General features: G+C 70.9%; 15 protein-coding genes and 1 pseudogene. 11 read left to right on the plus strand and 5 right to left on the minus strand.

Annotated features, from left to right (window positions below; translation table 11 throughout):
- Positions 1-298 precede the first annotated feature (298 nt).
- Together ACJJVL_RS08450 and ACJJVL_RS08455 are read right to left on the minus strand one after the other, a co-directional pair.
- Positions 299-4165 (minus strand): multifunctional oxoglutarate decarboxylase/oxoglutarate dehydrogenase thiamine pyrophosphate-binding subunit/dihydrolipoyllysine-residue succinyltransferase subunit, encoded by a 3867-nt coding sequence (locus tag ACJJVL_RS08450; protein WP_405218135.1) that lies wholly within the window; start codon positions 4163-4165, stop codon positions 299-301.
- Positions 4166-4255: 90 nt separating this feature from the next.
- On the minus strand, positions 4256-4762 hold the full coding sequence (locus ACJJVL_RS08455; RefSeq protein ID WP_405218137.1) for an HNH endonuclease: 507 nt from the start codon (positions 4760-4762) through the stop codon (positions 4256-4258).
- A gap of 73 nt (positions 4763-4835) precedes the next feature.
- Between ACJJVL_RS08455 and ACJJVL_RS08460 the strand changes: the two genes are divergently transcribed.
- The 5 genes and pseudogenes from ACJJVL_RS08460 to ACJJVL_RS08480 all read left to right on the plus strand — a co-directional run.
- Positions 4836-6434, plus strand: coding sequence for a bifunctional 3'-5' exonuclease/DNA polymerase (locus tag ACJJVL_RS08460; protein ID WP_405218138.1), 1599 nt, complete (start codon positions 4836-4838; stop codon positions 6432-6434).
- Between the two features lie 27 nt (positions 6435-6461).
- Positions 6462-7904, plus strand: coding sequence for a GuaB1 family IMP dehydrogenase-related protein (locus tag ACJJVL_RS08465; RefSeq protein ID WP_405218140.1), 1443 nt, complete (start codon positions 6462-6464; stop codon positions 7902-7904).
- A gap of 113 nt (positions 7905-8017) precedes the next feature.
- Positions 8018-9328 (plus strand): hemolysin family protein, encoded by a 1311-nt coding sequence (locus tag ACJJVL_RS08470; protein WP_405218141.1) that lies wholly within the window; start codon positions 8018-8020, stop codon positions 9326-9328.
- The gene (locus ACJJVL_RS08475; RefSeq protein WP_405218142.1) at positions 9325-10365 is read left to right on the plus strand and encodes a hemolysin family protein; all 1041 of its coding nucleotides are present in this window, start codon (positions 9325-9327) and stop codon (positions 10363-10365) included. Before ACJJVL_RS08470 ends, ACJJVL_RS08475 begins: the two co-directional genes overlap by 4 nt.
- 167 nt (positions 10366-10532) lie before the next feature.
- Positions 10533-11240: pseudogene (locus tag ACJJVL_RS08480) on the plus strand (glycosyltransferase 87 family protein); the annotation flags it as partial.
- Between the two features lie 297 nt (positions 11241-11537).
- Here the strand turns inward: ACJJVL_RS08480 and ACJJVL_RS08485 are convergent.
- Entirely contained in the window at positions 11538-12764 is a 1227-nt protein-coding gene (locus ACJJVL_RS08485; RefSeq protein WP_405218143.1) for a homoserine O-acetyltransferase, read from the minus strand.
- A gap of 19 nt (positions 12765-12783) precedes the next feature.
- A complete protein-coding gene (locus tag ACJJVL_RS08490; RefSeq protein WP_405218144.1) occupies positions 12784-14103 on the minus strand; it encodes a bifunctional o-acetylhomoserine/o-acetylserine sulfhydrylase in 1320 nt (439 codons plus the stop codon).
- Between the two features lie 155 nt (positions 14104-14258).
- Between ACJJVL_RS08490 and ACJJVL_RS08495 the strand changes: the two genes are divergently transcribed.
- Positions 14259-15032, plus strand: a complete 774-nt coding sequence (locus tag ACJJVL_RS08495) for an SDR family NAD(P)-dependent oxidoreductase (RefSeq protein ID WP_405218146.1) — start codon at positions 14259-14261, stop codon at positions 15030-15032.
- A gap of 3 nt (positions 15033-15035) precedes the next feature.
- Positions 15036-15584 carry a hypothetical protein gene (locus ACJJVL_RS08500; RefSeq protein WP_405218148.1) on the plus strand — a complete coding sequence of 183 codons (549 nt, stop codon included), beginning with the start codon at positions 15036-15038 and terminating at the stop codon, positions 15582-15584.
- Between the two features lie 58 nt (positions 15585-15642).
- On the opposite strand, the gene ACJJVL_RS08505 is transcribed toward ACJJVL_RS08500, so the two are convergent.
- Positions 15643-17076, minus strand: a complete 1434-nt coding sequence (locus ACJJVL_RS08505) for an MFS transporter (RefSeq protein WP_405218271.1) — start codon at positions 17074-17076, stop codon at positions 15643-15645.
- A gap of 161 nt (positions 17077-17237) precedes the next feature.
- On the opposite strand from ACJJVL_RS08505, the gene ACJJVL_RS08510 reads away from it, so the two are divergent.
- The 4 genes from ACJJVL_RS08510 to mutM all read left to right on the plus strand — a co-directional run bounded on the left by ACJJVL_RS08510 (position 17238) and on the right by mutM (position 19648).
- Positions 17238-17798: a YceD family protein gene (locus ACJJVL_RS08510; protein ID WP_405218150.1), complete on the plus strand. Its 561-nt coding sequence runs from the start codon at positions 17238-17240 to the stop codon at positions 17796-17798.
- 3 nt (positions 17799-17801) lie between these two features.
- On the plus strand, positions 17802-18005 hold the full coding sequence (rpmF, locus tag ACJJVL_RS08515) for a 50S ribosomal protein L32 (RefSeq protein ID WP_405218152.1): 204 nt from the start codon (positions 17802-17804) through the stop codon (positions 18003-18005).
- 64 nt (positions 18006-18069) lie between these two features.
- Positions 18070-18777, plus strand: a complete 708-nt coding sequence (gene rnc / locus ACJJVL_RS08520) for a ribonuclease III (protein ID WP_405218273.1) — start codon at positions 18070-18072, stop codon at positions 18775-18777.
- A 1-nt stretch (position 18778) separates the two neighbouring features.
- A complete protein-coding gene (mutM, locus tag ACJJVL_RS08525) occupies positions 18779-19648 on the plus strand; it encodes a bifunctional DNA-formamidopyrimidine glycosylase/DNA-(apurinic or apyrimidinic site) lyase (protein WP_405218153.1) in 870 nt (289 codons plus the stop codon).
- Positions 19649-19668: the final 20 nt, after the last annotated feature.

A 19668-nucleotide genomic window follows, 5' to 3' on the forward strand; every position in this document is an offset into this window, starting at 1 on the left:
CGCCCGCGGCGACTGCGCACCCGAGAGCATCGGGGCCGGAACGAACCCGACCCCCGCCGCCGCCGGCGCCCCGCCGAACCATCGCGCTCCCGCCGGTGATGCCGCCCGCTGCACGTCTGCCCCCACTCCCTGCCCACCACCGGCAGGCTCACCGGAGGCTCATAACAGTGTTTGGTAACACTATGTGGAGGATCGGGAGCGAAGACATCGGGGCCACGCAAAGATCCCCGCACGCTTGCGCATGCGGGGACCGTTGTCTGCTGAGCCGTTCCTGAGGATCCGGGCGACCGGTGGAGGATCAGCCGATCGCGGAGTCCAGGATCGTCGCGAGCTCGCGTGCCGAGCGCTTCGCAGAGCCGGTTGCGGGGCTCGCCGACTGCGGCCGACCGACGACGCGCAGGGTTCGGCCGTGCAGGTGGCGGGGCAGCGCGAGGTGCACGAACGGCCACGATCCCTGATTGAGCGGCTCCTCCTGCACCCAGACGAGCTGCGCGTCGGGGTAGCGGTCGACCGCGGCGTTGATCTCGTCGATCGGCAGCGGGTAGAGCTGCTCCACTCTGACCAGCGCGACGTCCGTGCGGCCGCGCTTGGCGAGCTCGGCCTTGAGGTCGTAATGGATCTTCCCCGAGTGCAGCAGCACCCGCTTGACGGCTCCCGCCTCCTGCACCTGCTGGTCGTCGATCACGGGCTGGAAGCGGCCGGAGGTGAAGTCCTCGACCGCGCTCGTCGCGTCGCGCAGGCGGAGCATGGCCTTCGGGGTGAACACCACGAGCGGGCGACGCGGCAACGAGTATGCCTGGCGGCGCAGCAGGTGGAAGTGATTCGCCGGCGTCGAGGGCCGCGCGATGGTCATGTTGTTCTCGGCGGCCATCTGCAGGAAGCGCTCGATGCGCGCAGAGGAGTGGTCGGGGCCGGCCCCCTCGTAGCCGTGCGGCAGCAGCAGCACGAGCGAGGAGTGCTGGTTCCACTTCTGCTCCGCAGAGGCGATGAACTCGTCGATGACGATCTGGGCGCCGTTCGCGAAGTCGCCGAACTGCGCCTCCCACAGCACGAGCGCGTCGGGGCGCTCGACGGAGTAGCCGTACTCGAACGCCATCGATGCGTACTCGCTCAGCAGCGAGTCGTAGATCGACAGCCGCGCCTGCTGCTCGCCGAGGTTGGCCAGCGGCAGCCATTCCTGGCCGTTGTCGCGGTCGTGCATGACCGCGTGGCGCTGCACGAAGGTGCCGCGGCGCGTGTCCTGCCCGGACATCCGCACGGGGGTGCCCTCCATCAGCAGCGAACCGAGCGCGAGCAGCTCGCCGAACGCCCAGTCGATGCCACCCTCACGGCTTGCCTTGACGCGCCGGTCGAGCACCTGCTGCACCTTCGGGTGCACGGTGAAACCGTCCGGCTTGTTGCCGTGCGCGTCGCCGATCGCCGCGATGACGGCCGCGTCGACACCGGTGACCTTCGGCTCGCTGGTCGCGATCTCGGTCAGCTCCGGCGTCACCACGGGCATCGATCCCGTCGCGGCCGCGTGGGTCTCCATGAAGGCGCGTTCGAGCTTGCCCTGGAAGTCGGCCTGCGCGGCCTCGTACTCCTCCATGGTGATGTCGCCACGACCGACAAGGTTCTCGGCGTAGAGCGTGCGCACGGACCGCTTCTGCTCGATGAGCGAGTACATCAGCGGCTGCGTCATCGTGGGGTCGTCGCCCTCGTTGTGCCCGCGACGGCGGTAGCAGATGAGATCGATGACGATGTCGCGCTTGAACTCCTGGCGGTACTGGAACGCCAGCTCCGCCACGCGCACGACCGCCTCGGGGTCGTCGCCGTTCACGTGCAGGATCGGCGCGTGGATCGACTTCGCCACATCGGTGGCGTAGGTCGAGGATCGCGACTCGGTCGGCGGGGTGGTGAAGCCGAGCTGGTTGTTCACGACCAGGTGCACCGTGCCGCCGGTCCGGTAGGCGCGCAGCTGCGAGAGCTGATGCGTCTCGAACACCACGCCCTGGCCAGCGTTCGCGGCATCGCCGTGCACGAGCACGGGCAGCACGTTGTAGTCGCCATCGGCGAGGCGGTCCTGCTTGGCGCGCACGATGCCCTCGAGCACGCCGTTGACCGCCTCGAGGTGCGAGGGGTTGGCGGCCAGGTAGACGGGCACGGTCGAGCCGTCGGCGGCGGTGAACTCACCCGCATTGCCGAGGTGGTACTTGACGTCGCCGGAGCCCTGGAAGACGGCAGCGCCCTCGAACTCCTCGAACACCTGGCCGTAGGTCTTGCCGGCGATGGACGTCAGCACGTTGAGGCGACCGCGGTGCGGCATGCCCATCGCGACCTCTTCGACGCCCGCCTCGGCGGCACCGGCCAGCAGCGCGTCCAGGAAGGCGATCATCGACTCGGCGCCCTCGAGCGAGAAGCGCTTCTGCCCGACGTACTTGGTCTGCAGGAAGGTCTCGAAGGCCTCCGCCTCGTTGAGCTTGCGCAGGATCCGCATCTGCTCGTCATGCGTGGGCTTGACGTAGGGCACCTCGAGGTGGCTCTGGAACCACTGGCGCTGCGCGGGATCGGCGACGTGCATGTACTCGACGCCGATCGTGCGGCAGTACGAATCGCGGAGCACGCCGAGGATGTCGCGCAGCAGCGCAGAGCGCTTGCCGCCGAATCCGCCGGTGACGAACTCCCGGTCGAGATCCCAGAACGACAGCCCGTGCTGCTCGATCTCGAGGTCGGGGTGCGTGCGCTGCACGTACTCGAGCGGGTCGATGTCGGCCATCAGGTGCCCGCGCACGCGGAAGGAGTTGATGAGCTGCGTGACGCGCGTCTGCTTCGAGAGCTCGTCGGCCTCGCGCACCGCGACATCCGTGGCCCACTTGATGGGCTCGTACGGGATGCGCAGGTCGGCGAAGATGCCCTTGTAGAACTCGGAATCGCCCACGAGCAGGCCGTGCACGATCTTGAGGAACTCGCCGGAGCCCGCGCCCTGGATGACCCGGTGGTCATAGGTGGAGGTGAGCGTGACGGTCTTGCCGACGCCCGCGTTGGCGAGCGTCTCGGTGCTCGAGCCCATGAACTCCGCCGAGTAGTCGAGCGCTCCGACGCCGATGATGCAGCCCTGCCCCGGCATCAGGCGCGGGACCGAGTGCACGGTGCCGATGCCGCCGGGGTTCGTCAGCGAGATCGTGGTGCCCGCGAAGTCACCGGCGCCGAGCTTGTTGGCCCGCGTCTTCTTCACGAGTGCCTCGTACGCGGCGACGAACTCCTGGAAGTCCATGGTCTCGCACGCCTTGATGCTCGGCACGAGCAGCGCGCGGGTGCCGTCGGGCTTCGGGATGTCGATGGCGATGCCGAGGTTGATGTGCGGCGGCGCGACCATGGCCGGCTTGTCGTCGACGATGTCGTAGTAGACGTTCTGGCTCGGGAACGCCTTCAGCGCCTGCACGAGGGCGTAGCCGATGATGTGGGTGAACGACACCTTGCCGCCGCGCGTGCGGCGCAGGTGGTTGTTGATGACGATGCGCTGATCGATCATCAGCTTCGCCGGCACGGTGCGGACGCTGGTCGCGACCGGCATCGACAGCGACTTGTCCATGTTGGCAGCGAGCGTCTTCGGCATGCCGCGCAGCGTGGTGACGATGGGCTCGTCGCCGGAGACGTCTGCGGCCGGCGCCTGCTTCTTCTCCGCCGTGGGGGCATCCGCCGGCACCGGCATGGGACGTGCGGCCTGGCCGGTGGTCTTGGCGACGATGCCGCCGTCGGCCTTGGCTGCCGGGGCCGGCGTGTCTGCCTGCCCCTCGGTCTCCTCGTGCGGCACGTCCTGCGCGCGCTGGGCCTCGCCGGAGTCGACCGGCTGGTCGGGGCGCGACTCGGCGCGCTGTGGCTGGCGCGGCGGCGCGGGCCGCTTCGGCTCGGCGGCGCTGGCCGCAGATGTGGGCGCCGGTGCGCTGGGCGCGGGTGCGCTCGGCGCCGGTGCGCCGGATGCTGCCGGAGCCTCGGGAGCCTTCGGCGCGGACGCGTCGCTCATGCTGGTCTGGGCGCCACCGGCATCGCGCTGCGCGGCGTAGCGCTCAAGGATCGGCCACCATGATCGAGCGACGGAGTCCTTGTCCTTCAGGAAGAGCTGGTACTGCTCCTCGACGAGCCACTCGTTCGCTCCGAAATCGTTGTCGTCCGCAGGGCTGGACACGGTATCGATCGCCTCTTTCAAGATCTTGGGGCATGCCGCAGGCAGTCCACGGCGACACTGCCGACAAGCATAGTCGCGACCGGCGCAGGCTCAATGCGCCAAGCCGAGCTCTCGCAGGTCAACACCGGTCGCGGCGACCGCGAGCAGCATCACCTCGCGCCACCACACGGCGCGCGGCTCGAAGCGCAGTCGCATGCCTGCCTCCGTCGGCGTGCGCGCGCCCTTCGCGCTGTTGCACGCGACGCAGGCCGTGACCGTGTTGAGCCAGCTGGATCCGCCGCCGCGCGAGACCGGCTGGAGGTGATCGATCGTCGCACCGGATCCGCCGCAGTACGCGCAGCGCCGATCGTCGCGCGCGAGCACGCCGCGGCGGCTCCACGGCACCGGTGCGTAGAGGCGCGTGTGGGGGATCGGCACGTAGTCGTTGAAGGCGACCACGCGCGGAACGGGCAGCTCGAGCGCGTTCGAGCGGATGACGCCCTCGGCGGCCAGCATGATCTGCGCCCGCTCCTTGACGATGAACGCGACAGCGCGCTGCAGCGAGGCGACGCCGATGGGCTCGAGCGTCGCGTTGAGCACCACCACCTGCGCAGTCATCGCTGTCTCCGGAGCCCATCGTGCCGCATGCGGGCCGAGATCGGGAGTGGGCGCGGCGCACTAGCGTGCAGGAATGACCGCCGCGAGCTTCGACGTGGGCGTCGCACCGATGGAGCGCGGGGCGCGCATCGCGGTCGCGACCCTGACGGGCGGACGGGCTGTGGATGTCGCGGTCCACGCGACCGAGCGCGTCGCTTCGGACCCGCGCCTCGCGGCAGCGGGAGCCAGGATCGTCTGGCAGGACGCCAAGGTGATCGCAGGCGCGCTGCTCGACGCCGGTGTTCGGCTCGAGCGCGTCAGGGACGTGCGGCTGGTCCACCGGATCCTCGTCGACGCTCGCGGGCTCGAGCCCGAGGCCAGGTGGGCGCGGCCGCTGCACGCCGACGGCGAGGGGCTGTTCTCGATGGCGCCCGAGGCGGAGCCGCTCGACGCGCTCGCGGCCCAGCTGGCGCTCCAGGAGGCGGCGATCGGCGACGACGCGGGGCTGCGCATGCTCGCAGCAGCGGAGTCGATGGGGGCGGTGCTCTCGGTGGAGCTCAGCCGCCAGGGCCTGCCCTTCGATCGCGCCCGCCACGATGCGCTGCTGGTCGACGCGCTGGGGGAGCGTGCCGCGGGTGCGACCCGCGGCGCGAGACCGCGGCGGATGGAGGCGCTCGCGAGCGAGATCCGCACCGCGCTCGCCGCGCCCTCGCTGAACCCGGACTCGCCGCAGGAGGTGCTGCAGGCGCTGCGGCGCGCGAACGTGGACGTCTCGTCGACCTCGCGCCACGAGCTGCGCGAGCACAGGCATCCCGGCATCGCACCGCTCATCGAGTACAAGCACCTCGCGCGGCTGCACACCGCGAACGGCTGGTCGTGGGCCGAGCGATGGGCGCGCACCGACGCGCAGGGTCGCTGTCGGCTCGCGATCGAGTACGTGCCCGGTGGCGTGGTCACAGGTCGCTGGGCGACGGAGGGGTCGGGCGCGATGCAGATCGCGCGGCAGATCCGGGCCGCGGTGGCAGCGGAGCCGGGCATGCGGCTCGTGGTCGCCGACGCGGCACAGCTGGAGCCGCGCGTGCTCGCGGCGATCGCGCGCGATGCGGCGCTCGCCGATGCGGGCCGCGGCACCGACCTCTATCAGGGCCTGGTCGATCGGGGTGTCGTGGCGACGCGGCAGCAGGCGAAGCTCGGCATGCTCGGGGCGCTCTACGGCGGGACGACGGGGGAGTCCGCGGTCGTGCTGCCACGGCTTGCGCGCGCCTACCCGATGGCCATGGGAGTCGTGGAGTCAGCGGCACGGGCGGGGGAGCGCCGCGAGCGCGTGCGAACCTGGCTCGGCCGCACCTCGCCGCTGCCGTCCGCGTGGTCCGACGACCAGCGCGGGCAGCGGCAGGCGCGCTCGTGGGGCCGGTTCACGCGCAACTTCGTCGTGCAGGGCACCGCCGCCGAGTGGGCGCTGGCGTGGATGGCAGGTGTTCGCCGTGCCATCCGCGACATGGACGACGCCGCGCTCGTCTGCTTCCTGCACGACGAGGTCATCGTGCAGGCACCCGCAGAGCGTGCGACGGAGGTCGCGGCCGCGATCCGCGAGTCCGCAGCGGATGCCGGACGCATGCTGTTCGCGCGCTTCCCGATCGAGTTCCCGGTGCAGACCGCGATCGTCGACGACTGGAGCCAGGCGAAGGGCTGATCGCCAGCGCGCATCTACGCTGGTCGCATGCGCTTCATCGACGACATCCCCGAGCACGACCTCACCTACTCGGATGTCTTCCTGGTGCCCAGCCGCAGCGACGTCGGCTCGCGCATGAGCGTCGATCTGTCGCCGGACGACGGCACGCGCTCGACGCTGCCGATCGTCGCGTCCAACATGAACTCGGTCACCGGGCCGCGCATGGCCGCGACGCTCGCGCGTCGCGGGGCACTCGCCGTGCTGACGCAGGATCCGCCGCTCCACGAGACGTGCGACTCGATCGCGTGGGTGAAGGCGCAGCCGATCGGCCTGGAGTCGCCGCACACCGCGCGCCCCGGCGATGTCGTCGCCGCCGTGCTCGAGCGGGTGCCGGCGCTCCCCGGCCACTGCGTGGTCATCGAGGGCGCCGATGGCGCGATGCTGGGCGCCATCCCCGCAGAGCGGCTCGCGTCGGCGCTCTCGGATGCGACGCTCGGCGACCTGCTGCACTCGCGGCTCCCGGAGCTCTCGATCGCCGAGGTCGCCGACGGCCGCACCATGTTCGCCGCGCTCGAGCGCGCGGGCGTGGAGGTCGCGCCCGTCGTCGAGGACGGGCGGTGCCTCGGCGTCGCCTCGCGGCTGGGCGCGCTGCGCGCCGACATCTACCGGCCCGCCCTGGATGCATCCGGCCGCCTGCACGTCGCGGCGGCCGTCGGCATCAACGGCGACCCCGGCGCGAGGGCGTCGGCGCTCGTCGCCGCCGGCGCCGACGTCATCGTGGTCGACACCGCCCACGGTCACCAGGGCGGGATGCTGCGCGCGCTCGAGGCTGTTCGTGCTGCCGTCGGCGACGCGATGCCGGTCGCGGCCGGCAACGTGGTCTCCTCGGAGGGGGCGCGCGACCTGGTCGCGGCGGGCGCGTCGATCCTGAAGGTCGGGGTGGGTCCAGGGGCCATGTGCACGACGAGGATGATGACGGCGGTCGGCCGGCCGCAGTTCTCGGCGGTGCTGGACACGGCCGAGACCGCGCTCGGGCTGGATGCGCGCGTCTGGGCTGACGGTGGCGTGCGGTACCCGCGCGATGTCGCGCTCGCGCTCGCCGCGGGCGCTTCGAGCGTCATGGTCGGCTCCTGGTTCGCCGGCACGATCGAGGCGCCCGGTCGGCTGCAGCGCGACGAGCGGGGCCGGCTCTACAAGGAGTCGTGGGGCATGGCGTCGACCCGCGCGGTGCTGGGTCGCAACGCGGGGCTGGACGCCTTCGAGCTGGCGCGAAAGACGCTCTTCGCCGAGGGCATCTCCACCTCCACCATCCTGCTCGATCCGCAGCGGCCGAGCGTCGAGGACCTGCTCGACATGATCACCTCCGGCGTGCGCTCCTCGTTCACCTATGCCGGCGCGTCGACCGTGCCGGAGTTCCGCGACCGTGCGCGCGTCGGGGTGCAGTCGGCCGCCGGCTACGAGGAGGGCAAGGCGCTGCCGGTCAGCTGGTGACCGATGCCAGACGCCGTGCGAGCGGCACTCGTGCTGCACCAGGCTGCGGTCGATAGGATTCTGCCCGTGAACGACGACCACAGTCATAGTCCCAAGCCGGATCCGATCGGCTGATGGACCTCATCCTCATCTCCATCGGCGTCGTCCTGACGATCGGAACCGGCCTCTTCGTCGCGAGCGAATTCGCGCTCGTGAACCTCGACCGATCGGATGTCGAAGCGCGACGCGACCGCGGCGAGCCGCGCCTGGTCGGCACCATCAAGGCGCTGAAGCAGACCTCGACGCACCTCTCGAGCGCGCAGCTCGGCATCACGCTCACGACGCTGCTGACCGGCTACACGATGGAGCCGGCCATCTCGCGCCTGCTGACGCCCGTGCTCGTCTCCTGGGGCCTCGCCGAGCCCATCGCAGGGCCGGCGTCGAGCGTCATCGCCATCACCGCCGCGACCGTGCTGTCGATGATCATCGGCGAGCTCGTGCCCAAGAATCTCGCGCTCGCGGTGCCGCTCGGCACCGCGATCGCCGTCACGCCCTTCCAGCGCGCCTTCACCGCCGTCTTCAAGCCCGCGGTGCTCGGCCTCAACGGCTCCGCCAACGGCATCCTGCGCTCGATCGGCATCGAGCCCAAGGAGGAGCTCTCGGGCGCCAGGACGGCGGAGGAGCTCACGACGCTCGTGCGCCGCAGTGCCATGGAGGGAGCGCTGGACGCCGATGCCGCGACGCTGCTGTCGCGCACGCTGCGCTTCTCCGAGCTGACCGCAGGCGACGTCATGACGCCGCGGCCGAGGGTCGAGGCGATCGAGCGCGGCGACTCCGTCGCCGAGCTGGTGGCGCTCGCGCACCGCACCGGCTTCTCGCGCTTCCCGGTGATCGACGGCGACCTCGACGAGGTGATCGGCATCGCGCACGTCAAGCAGGCGATCTCGGTGCCGCGCGATCGCCGCGCGGATGTGCCGGTCGCGGCGATCGCCGAGGACCCCCACAGGGTGCCAGAGTCCGTGCACCTCGACGCGCTGCTGTCGGATCTGAAGGAGAGCGGCTACCAGCTGGCCATCGTCGTCGACGAGTACGGCGGCACCGCGGGCATCGCGACGCTCGAGGACCTGGTGGAGGAGGTCGTGGGCGAGGTCGCGGACGAGCACGACCGGATGCATGTCGATGTCATCCAGGGGCCGGGCTGGACGAGCTTCCCGGGTGAGTTCCGCCCCGACGAGCTCGCGGAGCGGGCGCGCATCACGATCCCCGAGGACGGGCCCTACGAGACGGTCGGCGGCTTCATCATGGCCGAGCTCGGCTCGCTGCCGACCGTGGGCGACACCGTCGAGATCGACAGCGGCACGCTGCGGGTCGAGCGCGTCGACGGTCGCCGCGTCGACCGCGTGCGCCATATCGAGCGGCCGCAGCGGCAGGAGGAGGAGCGATGAGCGACTGGCTCGGCATCATGTGGCTCGTCATCCTGCTGGCCGCGAACGGCTTCTTCGTCGGCGCGGAGTTCGCCGTCATCTCCGCCAAGCGCAGTCAGATCGAACCGCTCGCCGACCGCGGCAACCGTGCTGCGAAGCTCGCGCTGTGGGCGATGGAGCATGTCTCGCTCATGCTGGCGATGTGCCAGCTCGGCATCACGATCTGCTCGCTGCTGATCCTGAACGTCTCCGAGCCCGCGATCCACCACCTCCTCGAGGGGCCGCTCGAGTGGACCGGGATCCCTCCGGAGGCGGTCTCGATCGTCGCCTTCGTGATCGCGCTGCTGCTCGTGACCTACCTGCACGTCGTGCTCGGCGAGATGGTGCCGAAGAACGCCGCGTTCTCCGTGCCCGACAGGGCGGTGCTGCTGCTCGCGCCCCCGCTCGTGCTCATCTCCCGCATCTTCAAGCCGGTGATCTGGATCATGAACGCGGTCGCGAACGGCATCCTGCGGCTGTTCGGCGTGCAGCCGGTGGACGAGGCGGCGAGCGCATTCACGATCGACGAGGTGGAGACGATCGTCGAGACGTCGAAGCGCGAGGGCGTGCTGTTCGACCCCACTGGTGCCATCAGCCGCACCTTCGAGTTCACCGAGCGGCGCGTGCGCGACGTCGCGCTGCCGCTCGATGACATCGTCACGCTCGCGCCCGGCGCGACGCCCACCGACATCGAGGCGGCCGTGCGCGAGCGGGGCTTCTCCCGCTACGTGGTGACGGATGCGGAGGGCACGCCCAACGGATACGTGCACATCAAGGACGTGCTGGGTGCCGACGATATCGATGCCGACCTGCCGGTGCCCGCCAAGCGCATCCGCCAGCTCGCCTCGATCTACGAGGATGCCGAGGTCGAGGACGCGCTCGCCCTCATGCGCTCCACGGGTGCGCACATCGCTCGCTCGTTCGACCAGCACGGCGACACCACGGGTCTGCTGTTCCTCGAGGACATCATCGAGGAGCTCGTCGGCGAGGTGCGCGACGCGACCAGGAGGCTGTTCTGACGCGCGATCGCACGTGGCCGTGGCTCGCGTTCGGCGGCGTGCACGCGCTGCTCGCGATCCTCAACATCCCGAGCGTCTCCGACGCCTACGGCGACGTGCTGGTCGTCTACCCGTTCTGGGTGGAGGAGGCTCTCGCGGGGCGCTGGCTCGGCATCGACGTCGAATGGGTGTATCCGCTGCTGGCGTGGGTGCCGATCCTGCTCTCGAGCGTGCTGGGCCCTGAGGCGCTGCCGCTCGTGTGGATCCTGGTGGTCTCCGCGCTCGACGCCGTCGCGTTCGCGATGCTGCTGCGCGTGCCGCGCGGCCACGTGCTCGCGTGGGTGTGGCTGGGACTGCAGCTTGCGCTCGGACCGGTGGCGCTCGCCCGCATCGACACGGTCGCGGTGGCCGTGTGCGTCATCGGCCTGGTGGTGCTGCGGCAGGGCAGGACCGGCTGGGCGGCAGCCGCGTTCACGATCGCCGCGTGGATGAAGGTGTGGCCCGGCGTGCTCTACCTCGCGCTGCTCGTCGCCCGCAGGCAGCGTGGCAGGATCCTCGCTGCCGGTGCGATCGTGTCTGGTGCGGTGATGCTCGTCGCGCTCCTGCTCGGCTCGCAGCACGCGCTCTCCTTCCTCACGCAGCAGGGCGACCGGGGGCTGCAGATCGAGGCGGTCGCCGCGACGCCGTTCATGTGGCTCGCTGCGTTCGGCGACGGCCACGTGTACTTCGATCGGCAGATCTACACGTTCCAGGTGGACTTCGACGGTGTCGGGCGGGTGGCCGCTCTCGCGACCCCCGTGCTCGTGCTCACGGTGCTGGCGCTGGCCGTGCTCGGCGCGCTCGCGGTGCGTCGCTCGCATGGGCGCGAGGCGATCGTCTGGCTCGCGGTGGCGCTGGTCGCGGCGATGATCGTGACGAACAAGGTCGGCTCGCCGCAGTTCGTGCTGTGGCTCACCCTCCCGGCGCTGCTGCTGGCCGAGGCGGGTGCACGTCGGCACTGGATCGGTGTCAGCGCGATCGGCACCGTTGCGCTGCTGACGCAGCTGCAGTTCCCCTGGACCTACGACGCCCTGGTGGTGGCCGACCCGGCCGCGGTGCTGCTGCTGACGCTGCGGAACCTTGTGCACATCGCGATCCTGATCGGCGCCGTCTGGATGCTGGTGCGCTCCGGGCGGCGCGGCCCGTTCGCGCTCTCAGCCGATGAGCGTCGCGAGCAGGTCGCCAACGCGACCCGACTCGATGAGGAAGGCGTCGTGGCCGAAGCCGCTCTCGAGCACGATGGGCTCCGAGCCGGAGGTGCAGGTGGGGATGCCGGCGGCGAGGCGCCGTTGATCCGCGACCGGGAAGAGCCGATCGCTCGAGATGCCGACGACGAGCGTCGGTGAGGTGATGCGGGCGAGCGCCGCCTCCACACCGCCGCGGCCCCGTCCGACGTCGTGCGTCGACATGGCATCGACGAGCCGTACGTAGGAGCCCGCGTCGAAGCGGCGCGTGAACCGGTTGCCGTGCACATCGAGGTAGGACTCGACCTGGAAGCGGCCACCGGCGAGCGGATCGACGCTCGACTGCCAGCCGCGCTGGAACCGCTCGTTCAGCTCCTGCTGCGAGCGGTAGCCGAGCATCGCCATGCGGCGGGCGAGCGCCAATCCGCGCGCCGGTCCCGCGCTCCCCGGCAGGTCGTAGAAGTCGCCGCCCAGCCACCCGGGATCGGTCGTGACGGCCTCGATCTGCAGCGTGTTCTGCGCGATCTGGTCGGCGCTCGTGGCCGCGTTCGATGCCAGCAGTGCCGTCGCCCCCACGCGCTCGGGGTGCGCGATGGCCCACTCGAGCGCGTGCATGCCGCCCATGGAGCCGCCCACCACCGCGTGCCAGCGGTCGATGCCGAGACGGTCGGCGAGGCGGCGCTGCGCCTCGACCTGGTCTCGCACCGTGACGCGAGGGAAGCGTGAGCCCCATTCGATCCCGTCGGGCGCGAGCGACGCTGGCCCGGAGGAGCCCTGGCAGCCGCCGAGCATGTTGGGCGCGACGACGAAGCACCGGTCGGTGTCGATCGCGAGGCCCGGCCCCACCACCTCCTCCCACCAGCCGGCGGTCGCGTGACCCGGGCCGGCTGGGCCGCGCACGTGGCTGTCGCCCGTGAGTGCGTGCAGCACCAGCACGGCGTTGTCGCGCGCGTCGTTCAGGCGTCCCCAGGTCTCGTAGGCGACCACCGCATCCGCGATCGTGCTGCCCGCCTCGGCATCGAGGTCGCCGATCCTGGCGAAGCGCCGCTCGCCGGGGTCGTCGCCGGGGCGCCAGGCGCCGGTGACGGGAACGGTGCCGCTGCTGATGTGTCCGGGACCGGCGAGCACCGCGTCATCGAGGCGCCACGCGGGCACCCTGGATGCTGGCTGCGCGTCGTCGCTCAGCTGCCAGTCCACGGTGCCCGCCCGGTGCTCGTCAGGCCGTCGCCGCGGTGACCGGGCTCGACACGGCCGCAGCCGCATCGAGGCCGCGCACCAGATCGGCGATCAGGTCGTCGACGTGCTCGATGCCGACGGAGAGGCGCACGAGGCCCGGGGTGACGCCCGCCGAGAGCTGCTGCTCCGGGCTCAGCTGCGCGTGCGTCGTGGAGGCGGGGTGGATCACGAGCGATCGCACGTCGCCGATGTTGGCGAGGTGGCTGAAGAGCTCGAGCGAGTCGACGAAGGCCTTGCCCGCTTCGACACCGCCCACGAGCTCGAACGAGAGCACCGCGCCCGTGCCCTTCGGGGCGAGCTGCTTGCCGCGTGCGTGCCAGGGGCTCGAGGGTAGTCCGGCGTAGTGCACCGTGGCGATCTGCGGGTGCGCCTCGAGGAACTGCGCCACCTTCGTGGCGTTCTGGACGTGGCGGTCGATGCGCAGCGAGAGCGTCTCGATGCCCTGCAGCAGCTGCCATGCGGCATCCGGGTTCGCGGCCGCACCGGTGTCGCGCAGCAGCGTGACGCGGGCCTTGACGATGTAGGCGAGGCTGTCGCCGAGCGCCTCCGTGTAGGTGACGCCGTGGTAGGACGCGTCGGGCGTCGTGAGGCCCGGGAAGCGGTCGGAGGTCGACCACGGGAACCTGCCGCCGTCGACGATCGCGCCGGCGACGACCGCGCCGTGGCCGCCCAGGAACTTGGTCGCGGAGTGGACGACGATGTCGGCACCGTGCTCGAGCGGTCGCAGCAGGTACGGGGTCGCGATGGTGTTGTCGACGATGAGCGGCACGCCTGCGTCGTGGGCGACCGACGCGACGCCGGCGACGTCGAGCAGGTTGATGCGCGGGTTGCCGATCGTCTCGCCGAACAGCGCCTTGGTGTTGGGGCGGATGGCGCTGCGCCACTGCTCGAGATCGTCCTGGTCCTCGACGAAGGTGACCTCGATGCCGAGCCTGCGGAGGGTGAAGTTGAAGAGGTTGTAGGTGCCGCCGTAGATCGACGACGACGACACGAAGTGGTCGCCTGCCTCGGCGATGTTGAGGATCGCGTAGGTCGTCGCGGACTGGCCGGAGGCGAGCAGCAGCGCGGCAGTGCCGCCCTCGAGCGCCGCGATGCGCTGCTCGGCGACGTCGTTCGTGGGGTTCTGGATGCGCGAGTAGATGTTGCCGAACTCGGCCAGGCCGAACAGGCGGGCCGCGTGGTCGGTGCTGTCGAACACGTACGACGTGGTGCGGTACACGGGCGTGATCCGCGCCTTGGTGGTGGGGTCGGGCTGCGCGCCGGCATGCACCTGCAGGGTCTCGAACTTCCAGTCGCTCATGGTGTCTCCTTGCTCGGCGGTGATGAGGTCGTGACCCCAGTGTGCGGCGGCGTCGCCGAGTTGGCGAGGCCGCGGCGTCGCATGACGTAACACTCGCCGCGACGCAGCACGCGCACCGAGTGGCGGAAGCGGCCCGCGTTTGCTTGCATGGCGACATGAGCGAGAAGCGGATCATCGTCACGGGAGCATCGAGCGGCATCGGCGAGGCCGTGGCCCGGCAGGCGGTGGCGCGCGGCTGGCGGGTGCTCGCCGTCGCCAGGCGCGAGGAGCGGCTCGACGCGCTCGCGGCAGAGATCGGCTGCGACACGTTCGTCGCCGATCTCACCGACGAGAACGCGGTCGCCGCGTTCGCGCAGGCTGCCGCGGCATTCAAGCCCACGAGCCTCGTGCAGGTCGCCGGCGGCGCGAAGGGGGCGGCGGAGCTCGCCGAGACGTCGATCGACGACTGGCGGTGGATGTTCGAGGCGAACGTCATCGGCACCAAGCGCGTCATCGACGCGGTGCTGCCGCTGCTGCGCGCATCGACCGCCGACGGCTCCTACGCAGAGATCATGGTCGTCACCTCGATCGCGGCGACTGTCCCGTACCCCAGCGGCTCCGGCTACAACGCCGCGAAGTCGGCAGAGAAACAGCTCGTCGATGTGCTGCGCCTCGAGCTGCACGGGGAGCCGATCCGCGTGATGGAGATCGCGCCGGGCATGGTCTGGACGGAGGAGTTCAGCCTGGTGCGATTCGAGGGCGACAAGGAGAAGGCGGATGCGGTGTACAAGGATGTGCAGGACCCGCTGTCGGCCGATGACGTCGCGCAGGTGATGACCGACATCCTCGCGCTGCCGGGCCACGTCTCGATCGACGAGACGATCATCAAGCCGGTTGCGCAGACGCATCCGTGGCGCGTCTTCAAGGGGCCGCTGCAGGCGAGAGGCTAGCGCGTGTCTCGTCATGCGGTGGTCGAGGTGATGACGGCGTGGACGGGCGGCACGGCGCGCGGTCGAGAGCAAGGCGCAGAGGCCGCGCGACGGCGCGCCACCGGCCTGGCCCAGTTGGAACACCGACGCGAGGGACCGCGGAGCTCTCGATTTCGCGGCTGCGCGGCGCTGGCGGTCGTGGCGGCATCGCTCCTCCTCGCCGCCTGTGTGTCGCTCCCGCCGTCCTCGGCCGAGTTCGAGCTGGCCGCGCCGCTGACGAACCCCGAGTGGGTTCTCGAGGCGGAGTCAGCTGCTGGTCTCACCGAAGCGACGGCCGTCATGTGCGTCGAGGTGCCGTGTCTCGAAGCCTGGGACTCAGACCACGCTCGCTACCTGCGGTTCGAGACCACCGGTGATGCTGCGGAGCACGCGAACGCGGCGGACGACGCAACGATGGACCGCTACATCGTGATCGACTATTCCGACAAGAACACCCCCCAGAGCGTGCGCGACGATATCGAGATGACTGTTCTGCTGCAGATGCCCCCCGGTCACGCTCCGTGGGGTTTCTGAGCAATCGCCTTCGCAGGGACGGCGACCCCCACCCCGCCCGCCCGTGGCGGGCTCAACCTCACGGAGAGCCGAGTGCCGCGGTCCGCTCTGCAGCGGGCTCCGGGTCGGCGAAGGCGAGCTTCGGCACCGCGATGAGGCCCACGGCGGCGACGAGCGCCGTGACGCCGCAGATGATCCACACGACGATGTAGCCGCCGATGCTCGCCGCCGTGCCGATGGCGCCGACAGCGAGCACGATCGCGAAGATCGAGGAGGCGAACGAGCCGCCGATCGTCTTGGTGGTGTTCGTCATCGCGGTGGCGACGCCGGTCTGGCCGCGCGGCGCTGCCGCCGCCGCGGCGGCCGGAAGCGCACCGACCAGTGCGCCGGATCCGACGCCCGCGATTGCCATGCAGGCGAACACCTGCCAGATCTCCAGGTGGAAGGGCACGAGCAGCAGGTAGCCGATGCCGACGAGCGTCGCCGCGACGATGAGCAGCAGGCGCGGGCGCACGCGCACAGAGAGCACGGCGAGCGCTGCTGCTCCGACGATGAGCGACAGCAGGTAGACGCCGATGAGGATGGAGCGCCCGCTCGCGTCCAGTCCCAACCCGTAGCCGAGGGCGGGGTCGGTGCCGGCGTAGGTCGCGAGCGGGGTCTGCGCACCGAGCAGGCTCACGCCCACGAGTCCTGCCGTGAGCTGCACGGGCCACATCTCCGGCCGACGCATGACGCGCAGGTCGATCGCGGGATCGGCCTTGCCGAGCACCCACTTGCCGAACGGCAGCAGCAGCAGGGCGCCGACCGCCATGACCGCCCAGCCCCACCACGCCTCGGGGCCGCCGATCTTCAGGAAGGTGAGGCCGGAGGTGATCGTGAGCAGCGACAGCGCCAGGAGCACGAAGCCTCCGGCATCGAGCCTGCGTCCGGGGAGCGGCTCGGATTCCGGCACACCCCACAGGATCGCGAAGAAGCAGATGGTGACCATCGCCGCCGGCAGCATGAGCGTCGGCGGCATGGCCTCGCCGAAGGCGCCGAACGCCATCGCCGCACCGAGGGCACCGATGATGGCGCCGGCCTCGAGCGCGATGACGAGCAGCCCGGCGGCCCGACGGGTCGCCGAGGGCGCGGCTCCCGTGCGGCGGCCGCGGTCGAAGATGAGCGCCACCTCCAGCGGCAGCCAGACCGTGTAGGCGCCCTGCAGCGAGAAGGCAAGCAGGTAGCTCACGAAATCGCCCGAGAAGGCCATCCACCAGCTCGCGCCCGCGGTGATCGCGGTGGAGACCAGCAGCATCTTCTTGTGCCCGTGCATGTCGCCGAGCTTCGCGAGCACCGGCACCATGAGCGCCGACAGCAGCAGCTGCCCGGCCTCGAACCAGTTGACGTCGGCATCGGTGACGCCGATGTGGCGGGCGATATCGGGCGTCAGGGTCACGTAGTAGCCCTGCAGCACGCCGCTCGTGAGCTCGACGAACACGAGCCAGCCGATCAGGGCGAGGGGCAGGGCGCGCATCGTTGACACGGATGCATCATGGCACTCGGTCGCAGGAATCCTCAGCGTTCGCTCGCGACGCGCGGGGTCTCGTGACGCGCGCGTGCTGCGCACGCGCGCTCCTCGACCTGTGGGGGTCTCGACCTGCGGGGCGGGGGCGGCGCATGGCGTAGGATGGAGGGATGCCCACCCCCCATCCGTTCGTGATCGCTGTGCGCGACATCTCGCGCCAGCCGGGGCACATGCGCGAGGTCTATCGGACCGCGCCCTTCGGCGAGAAGGTCGGCGAGGGCCTCGCGGCAGTGCTGCCCGACCAGCCCGTCGAGCTGGTGCTGCGCCTCGAGAGCGTGCACGAGGGCATCCTGGCCACCGGCACCGCTGACGCCACGGCGCTCGCGACCTGCGCGCGGTGCCTCACGGAGTTCGACCTCGACCTCCATGTCGACTTCCTCGAGCTGTTCGCGTATGATGGTGCGTCGGAATCCGACTACCTCGTGGTCGACGACTCAGTCGACATGCTTTCGGTGGTCCGGGACGCGGTTGTGCTGGCGCTGCCGTTCCAACCGGTCGACCGACCGGACTGCTCTGGGCTCGATCCAGAGACAGGGGAGCGGCTCGAGCCGGGCACCGATCACGTGCCGGCGGAGACCATCGATCCTCGGTGGGCTGCGCTCCAAGGTTTCGCACAAGACGTAGCCGACGATTCGTCGGATGAGGACGCCCAGGCGTCGAAGAAGGAGTGAGCAATGGCTGTTCCCAAGAGGAAGATGTCGCGGTCGAACACCCGCGCGCGCCGTTCGCAGTGGAAGGCCGAGGCCCCCAAGCTGGTCAAGACCATCGAGGGTGGCAAGACTGTCTACAGCCTCCCGCACCGCGCGAAGGTGGTCGAGGACTCGGCCGGCACGGCGCTGTACATGGAGTACAACGGCCGCAGGGTCGCCGACGCCTGATCCCTCTGACGAGGATCGCCGTCGCATGACGGAGCACGCGGACGCTGCCGCCACGACCGGGTCGATGTACCCGACGGTCGAGGCGGAGCAGCGCCGACTGCTGGAGCAGCTCGGGGTCGACATCGACCCCGAGCTCTTCGTGCTTGCGCTGACCCATCGGTCCTGGGCCTACGAGCACGGCGGCGTGCCGCACAACGAGCGCCTCGAGTTCCTCGGCGACTCGATCCTCGGGCAGGCCATCACGATCGAGCTCTACCGTCGATTCCCCGACTCGACAGAGGGCGAGCTCGCGAAGCGCCGCGCGGGCGTCGTCTCGACCGTTGCGCTCGCGGAAGTGGCCCAAGGCATTGGGCTCGGCGAGCACATCCTGCTGGGCAAGGGTGAGGCAGCCTCTGGAGGCGCCGATAAGGCGTCGATCCTCGCTGACACCATGGAGGCGATCTTCGGGGCAGCGTTCCTGAGCGCCGGGCACACCGAGTCGGCGCAGCTGGTGCTGCGGCTCGTCGCCCCGCTGCTCGACGATCCGGGCCGCACCGGCGCAGCACTCGATCCGAAGACCGCGCTGCAGGAGGTCGCGGCCGCCCGCGGGCTCGGCGCACCGGCGTACGAGATCGAAGCGGCCGGCCCCGATCACGCGCGCACCTTCACCGCCGTCGTGCGCATCGACGATCGCGAGGTCGCGAGCGGCACGGGCACCAGCAAGAAGGTCGCAGAGATGGCGGCGGCACTCGCCGCGCACGGTCAGCTGACCGCGGCCGACACCGACCGCTGACGTGCCAGAGCTGCCGGAGGTCGAGGTCGTGCGCGCGGGCCTCGCGCTCGCCGTCCGCGGCGCGCGCGTCGAGGGCGTCGAGGTGCTCGACGCGCGCTCCATCTCGCGCCACGACGGTGACTCGGCAGCCTTCGAGGCCGCGCTCCTCGGCCGCACGCTCGATGAGCCCGCGCGGCGGGGCAAGTTCCTCTGGGTGCCGCTCGACGGCGGAGCGGATGCGCTGCTCGCGCACCTGGGCATGTCCGGTCAGCTGCTGGTGCGCGAACCCGGCGCACCCGCCGACCGCCACACGCGCATCCGGCTGCTGCTCGAGCAGCCGCGGCACGGGGCGCTCGAGATCCGCTTCGCCGACCAGCGCCTGTTCGGCGGGCTCGCCGTGCGCCCCACGCAGGGCGGCATCCCCGATCAGGCGGCGCACATCGCGCTCGACCCGATGCATCCCGACTTCGACGCACCGGCCGTCGCTCGACGGCTGCGACTGCGCCGTCAGGGCGTGAAGGCTGCGCTGCTCGACCAGCAGCTCGTCTCCGGCATCGGCAACATCTATGCCGACGAGGCGTTGTGGCGCAGCCGCCTGCACTACGCGACGCCCGGGCAGCGCTTGAGCCAGGCGCGCGCGCTCGCCCTGCTCGCCGACGTGCGCGACGTGCTCGAGCAGGCGCTCGCCGAGGGCGGCACCTCGTTCGACGCGCAGTACGTGAACGTCAACGGGCAGGCGGGCTACTTCGAGCACGCCCTGCACGCCTACGGCCGCGGCGGCCAGCCCTGCCACCGGTGCGGCGCCATCATGGTGCGCGAGGCATGGGCGAACCGCGGCTCGACGCGCTGCCCGCGCTGCCAGCGACGCCCGCGCGGCCTCGCAACTGCCTGACGCGCGTCAACCGCCCCCTC

The sequence above is a fragment of the Agrococcus sp. Ld7 genome (assembly GCF_045064095.1).
GTDB lineage: Bacteria > Actinomycetota > Actinomycetes > Actinomycetales > Microbacteriaceae > Agrococcus.

Bases quoted from the DNA above. Each gene is read 5' to 3' on its own strand.
- rpmF (WP_405218152.1), top strand. From the start codon at position 17,802: ATGGCTGTTCCCAAGAGGAAGATGTCGCGGTCGAACACCCGCGCGCGC.
- ACJJVL_RS08470 (WP_405218141.1), top strand. From the start codon at position 8,018: ATGGACCTCATCCTCATCTCCATCGGCGTCGTCCTGACGATCGGAACC.
- ACJJVL_RS08465 (WP_405218140.1), top strand. From the start codon at position 6,462: ATGCGCTTCATCGACGACATCCCCGAGCACGACCTCACCTACTCGGAT.
- ACJJVL_RS08455 (WP_405218137.1), bottom strand. From the start codon at position 4,762: ATGACTGCGCAGGTGGTGGTGCTCAACGCGACGCTCGAGCCCATCGGC.
- ACJJVL_RS08495 (WP_405218146.1), top strand. From the start codon at position 14,259: ATGAGCGAGAAGCGGATCATCGTCACGGGAGCATCGAGCGGCATCGGC.
- ACJJVL_RS08460 (WP_405218138.1), top strand. From the start codon at position 4,836: ATGACCGCCGCGAGCTTCGACGTGGGCGTCGCACCGATGGAGCGCGGG.
- ACJJVL_RS08505 (WP_405218271.1), bottom strand. From the start codon at position 17,076: ATGCGCGCCCTGCCCCTCGCCCTGATCGGCTGGCTCGTGTTCGTCGAG.
- rnc (WP_405218273.1), top strand. From the start codon at position 18,070: ATGTACCCGACGGTCGAGGCGGAGCAGCGCCGACTGCTGGAGCAGCTC.
- ACJJVL_RS08510 (WP_405218150.1), top strand. From the start codon at position 17,238: ATGCCCACCCCCCATCCGTTCGTGATCGCTGTGCGCGACATCTCGCGC.
- ACJJVL_RS08490 (WP_405218144.1), bottom strand. From the start codon at position 14,103: ATGAGCGACTGGAAGTTCGAGACCCTGCAGGTGCATGCCGGCGCGCAG.
- ACJJVL_RS08475 (WP_405218142.1), top strand. From the start codon at position 9,325: ATGAGCGACTGGCTCGGCATCATGTGGCTCGTCATCCTGCTGGCCGCG.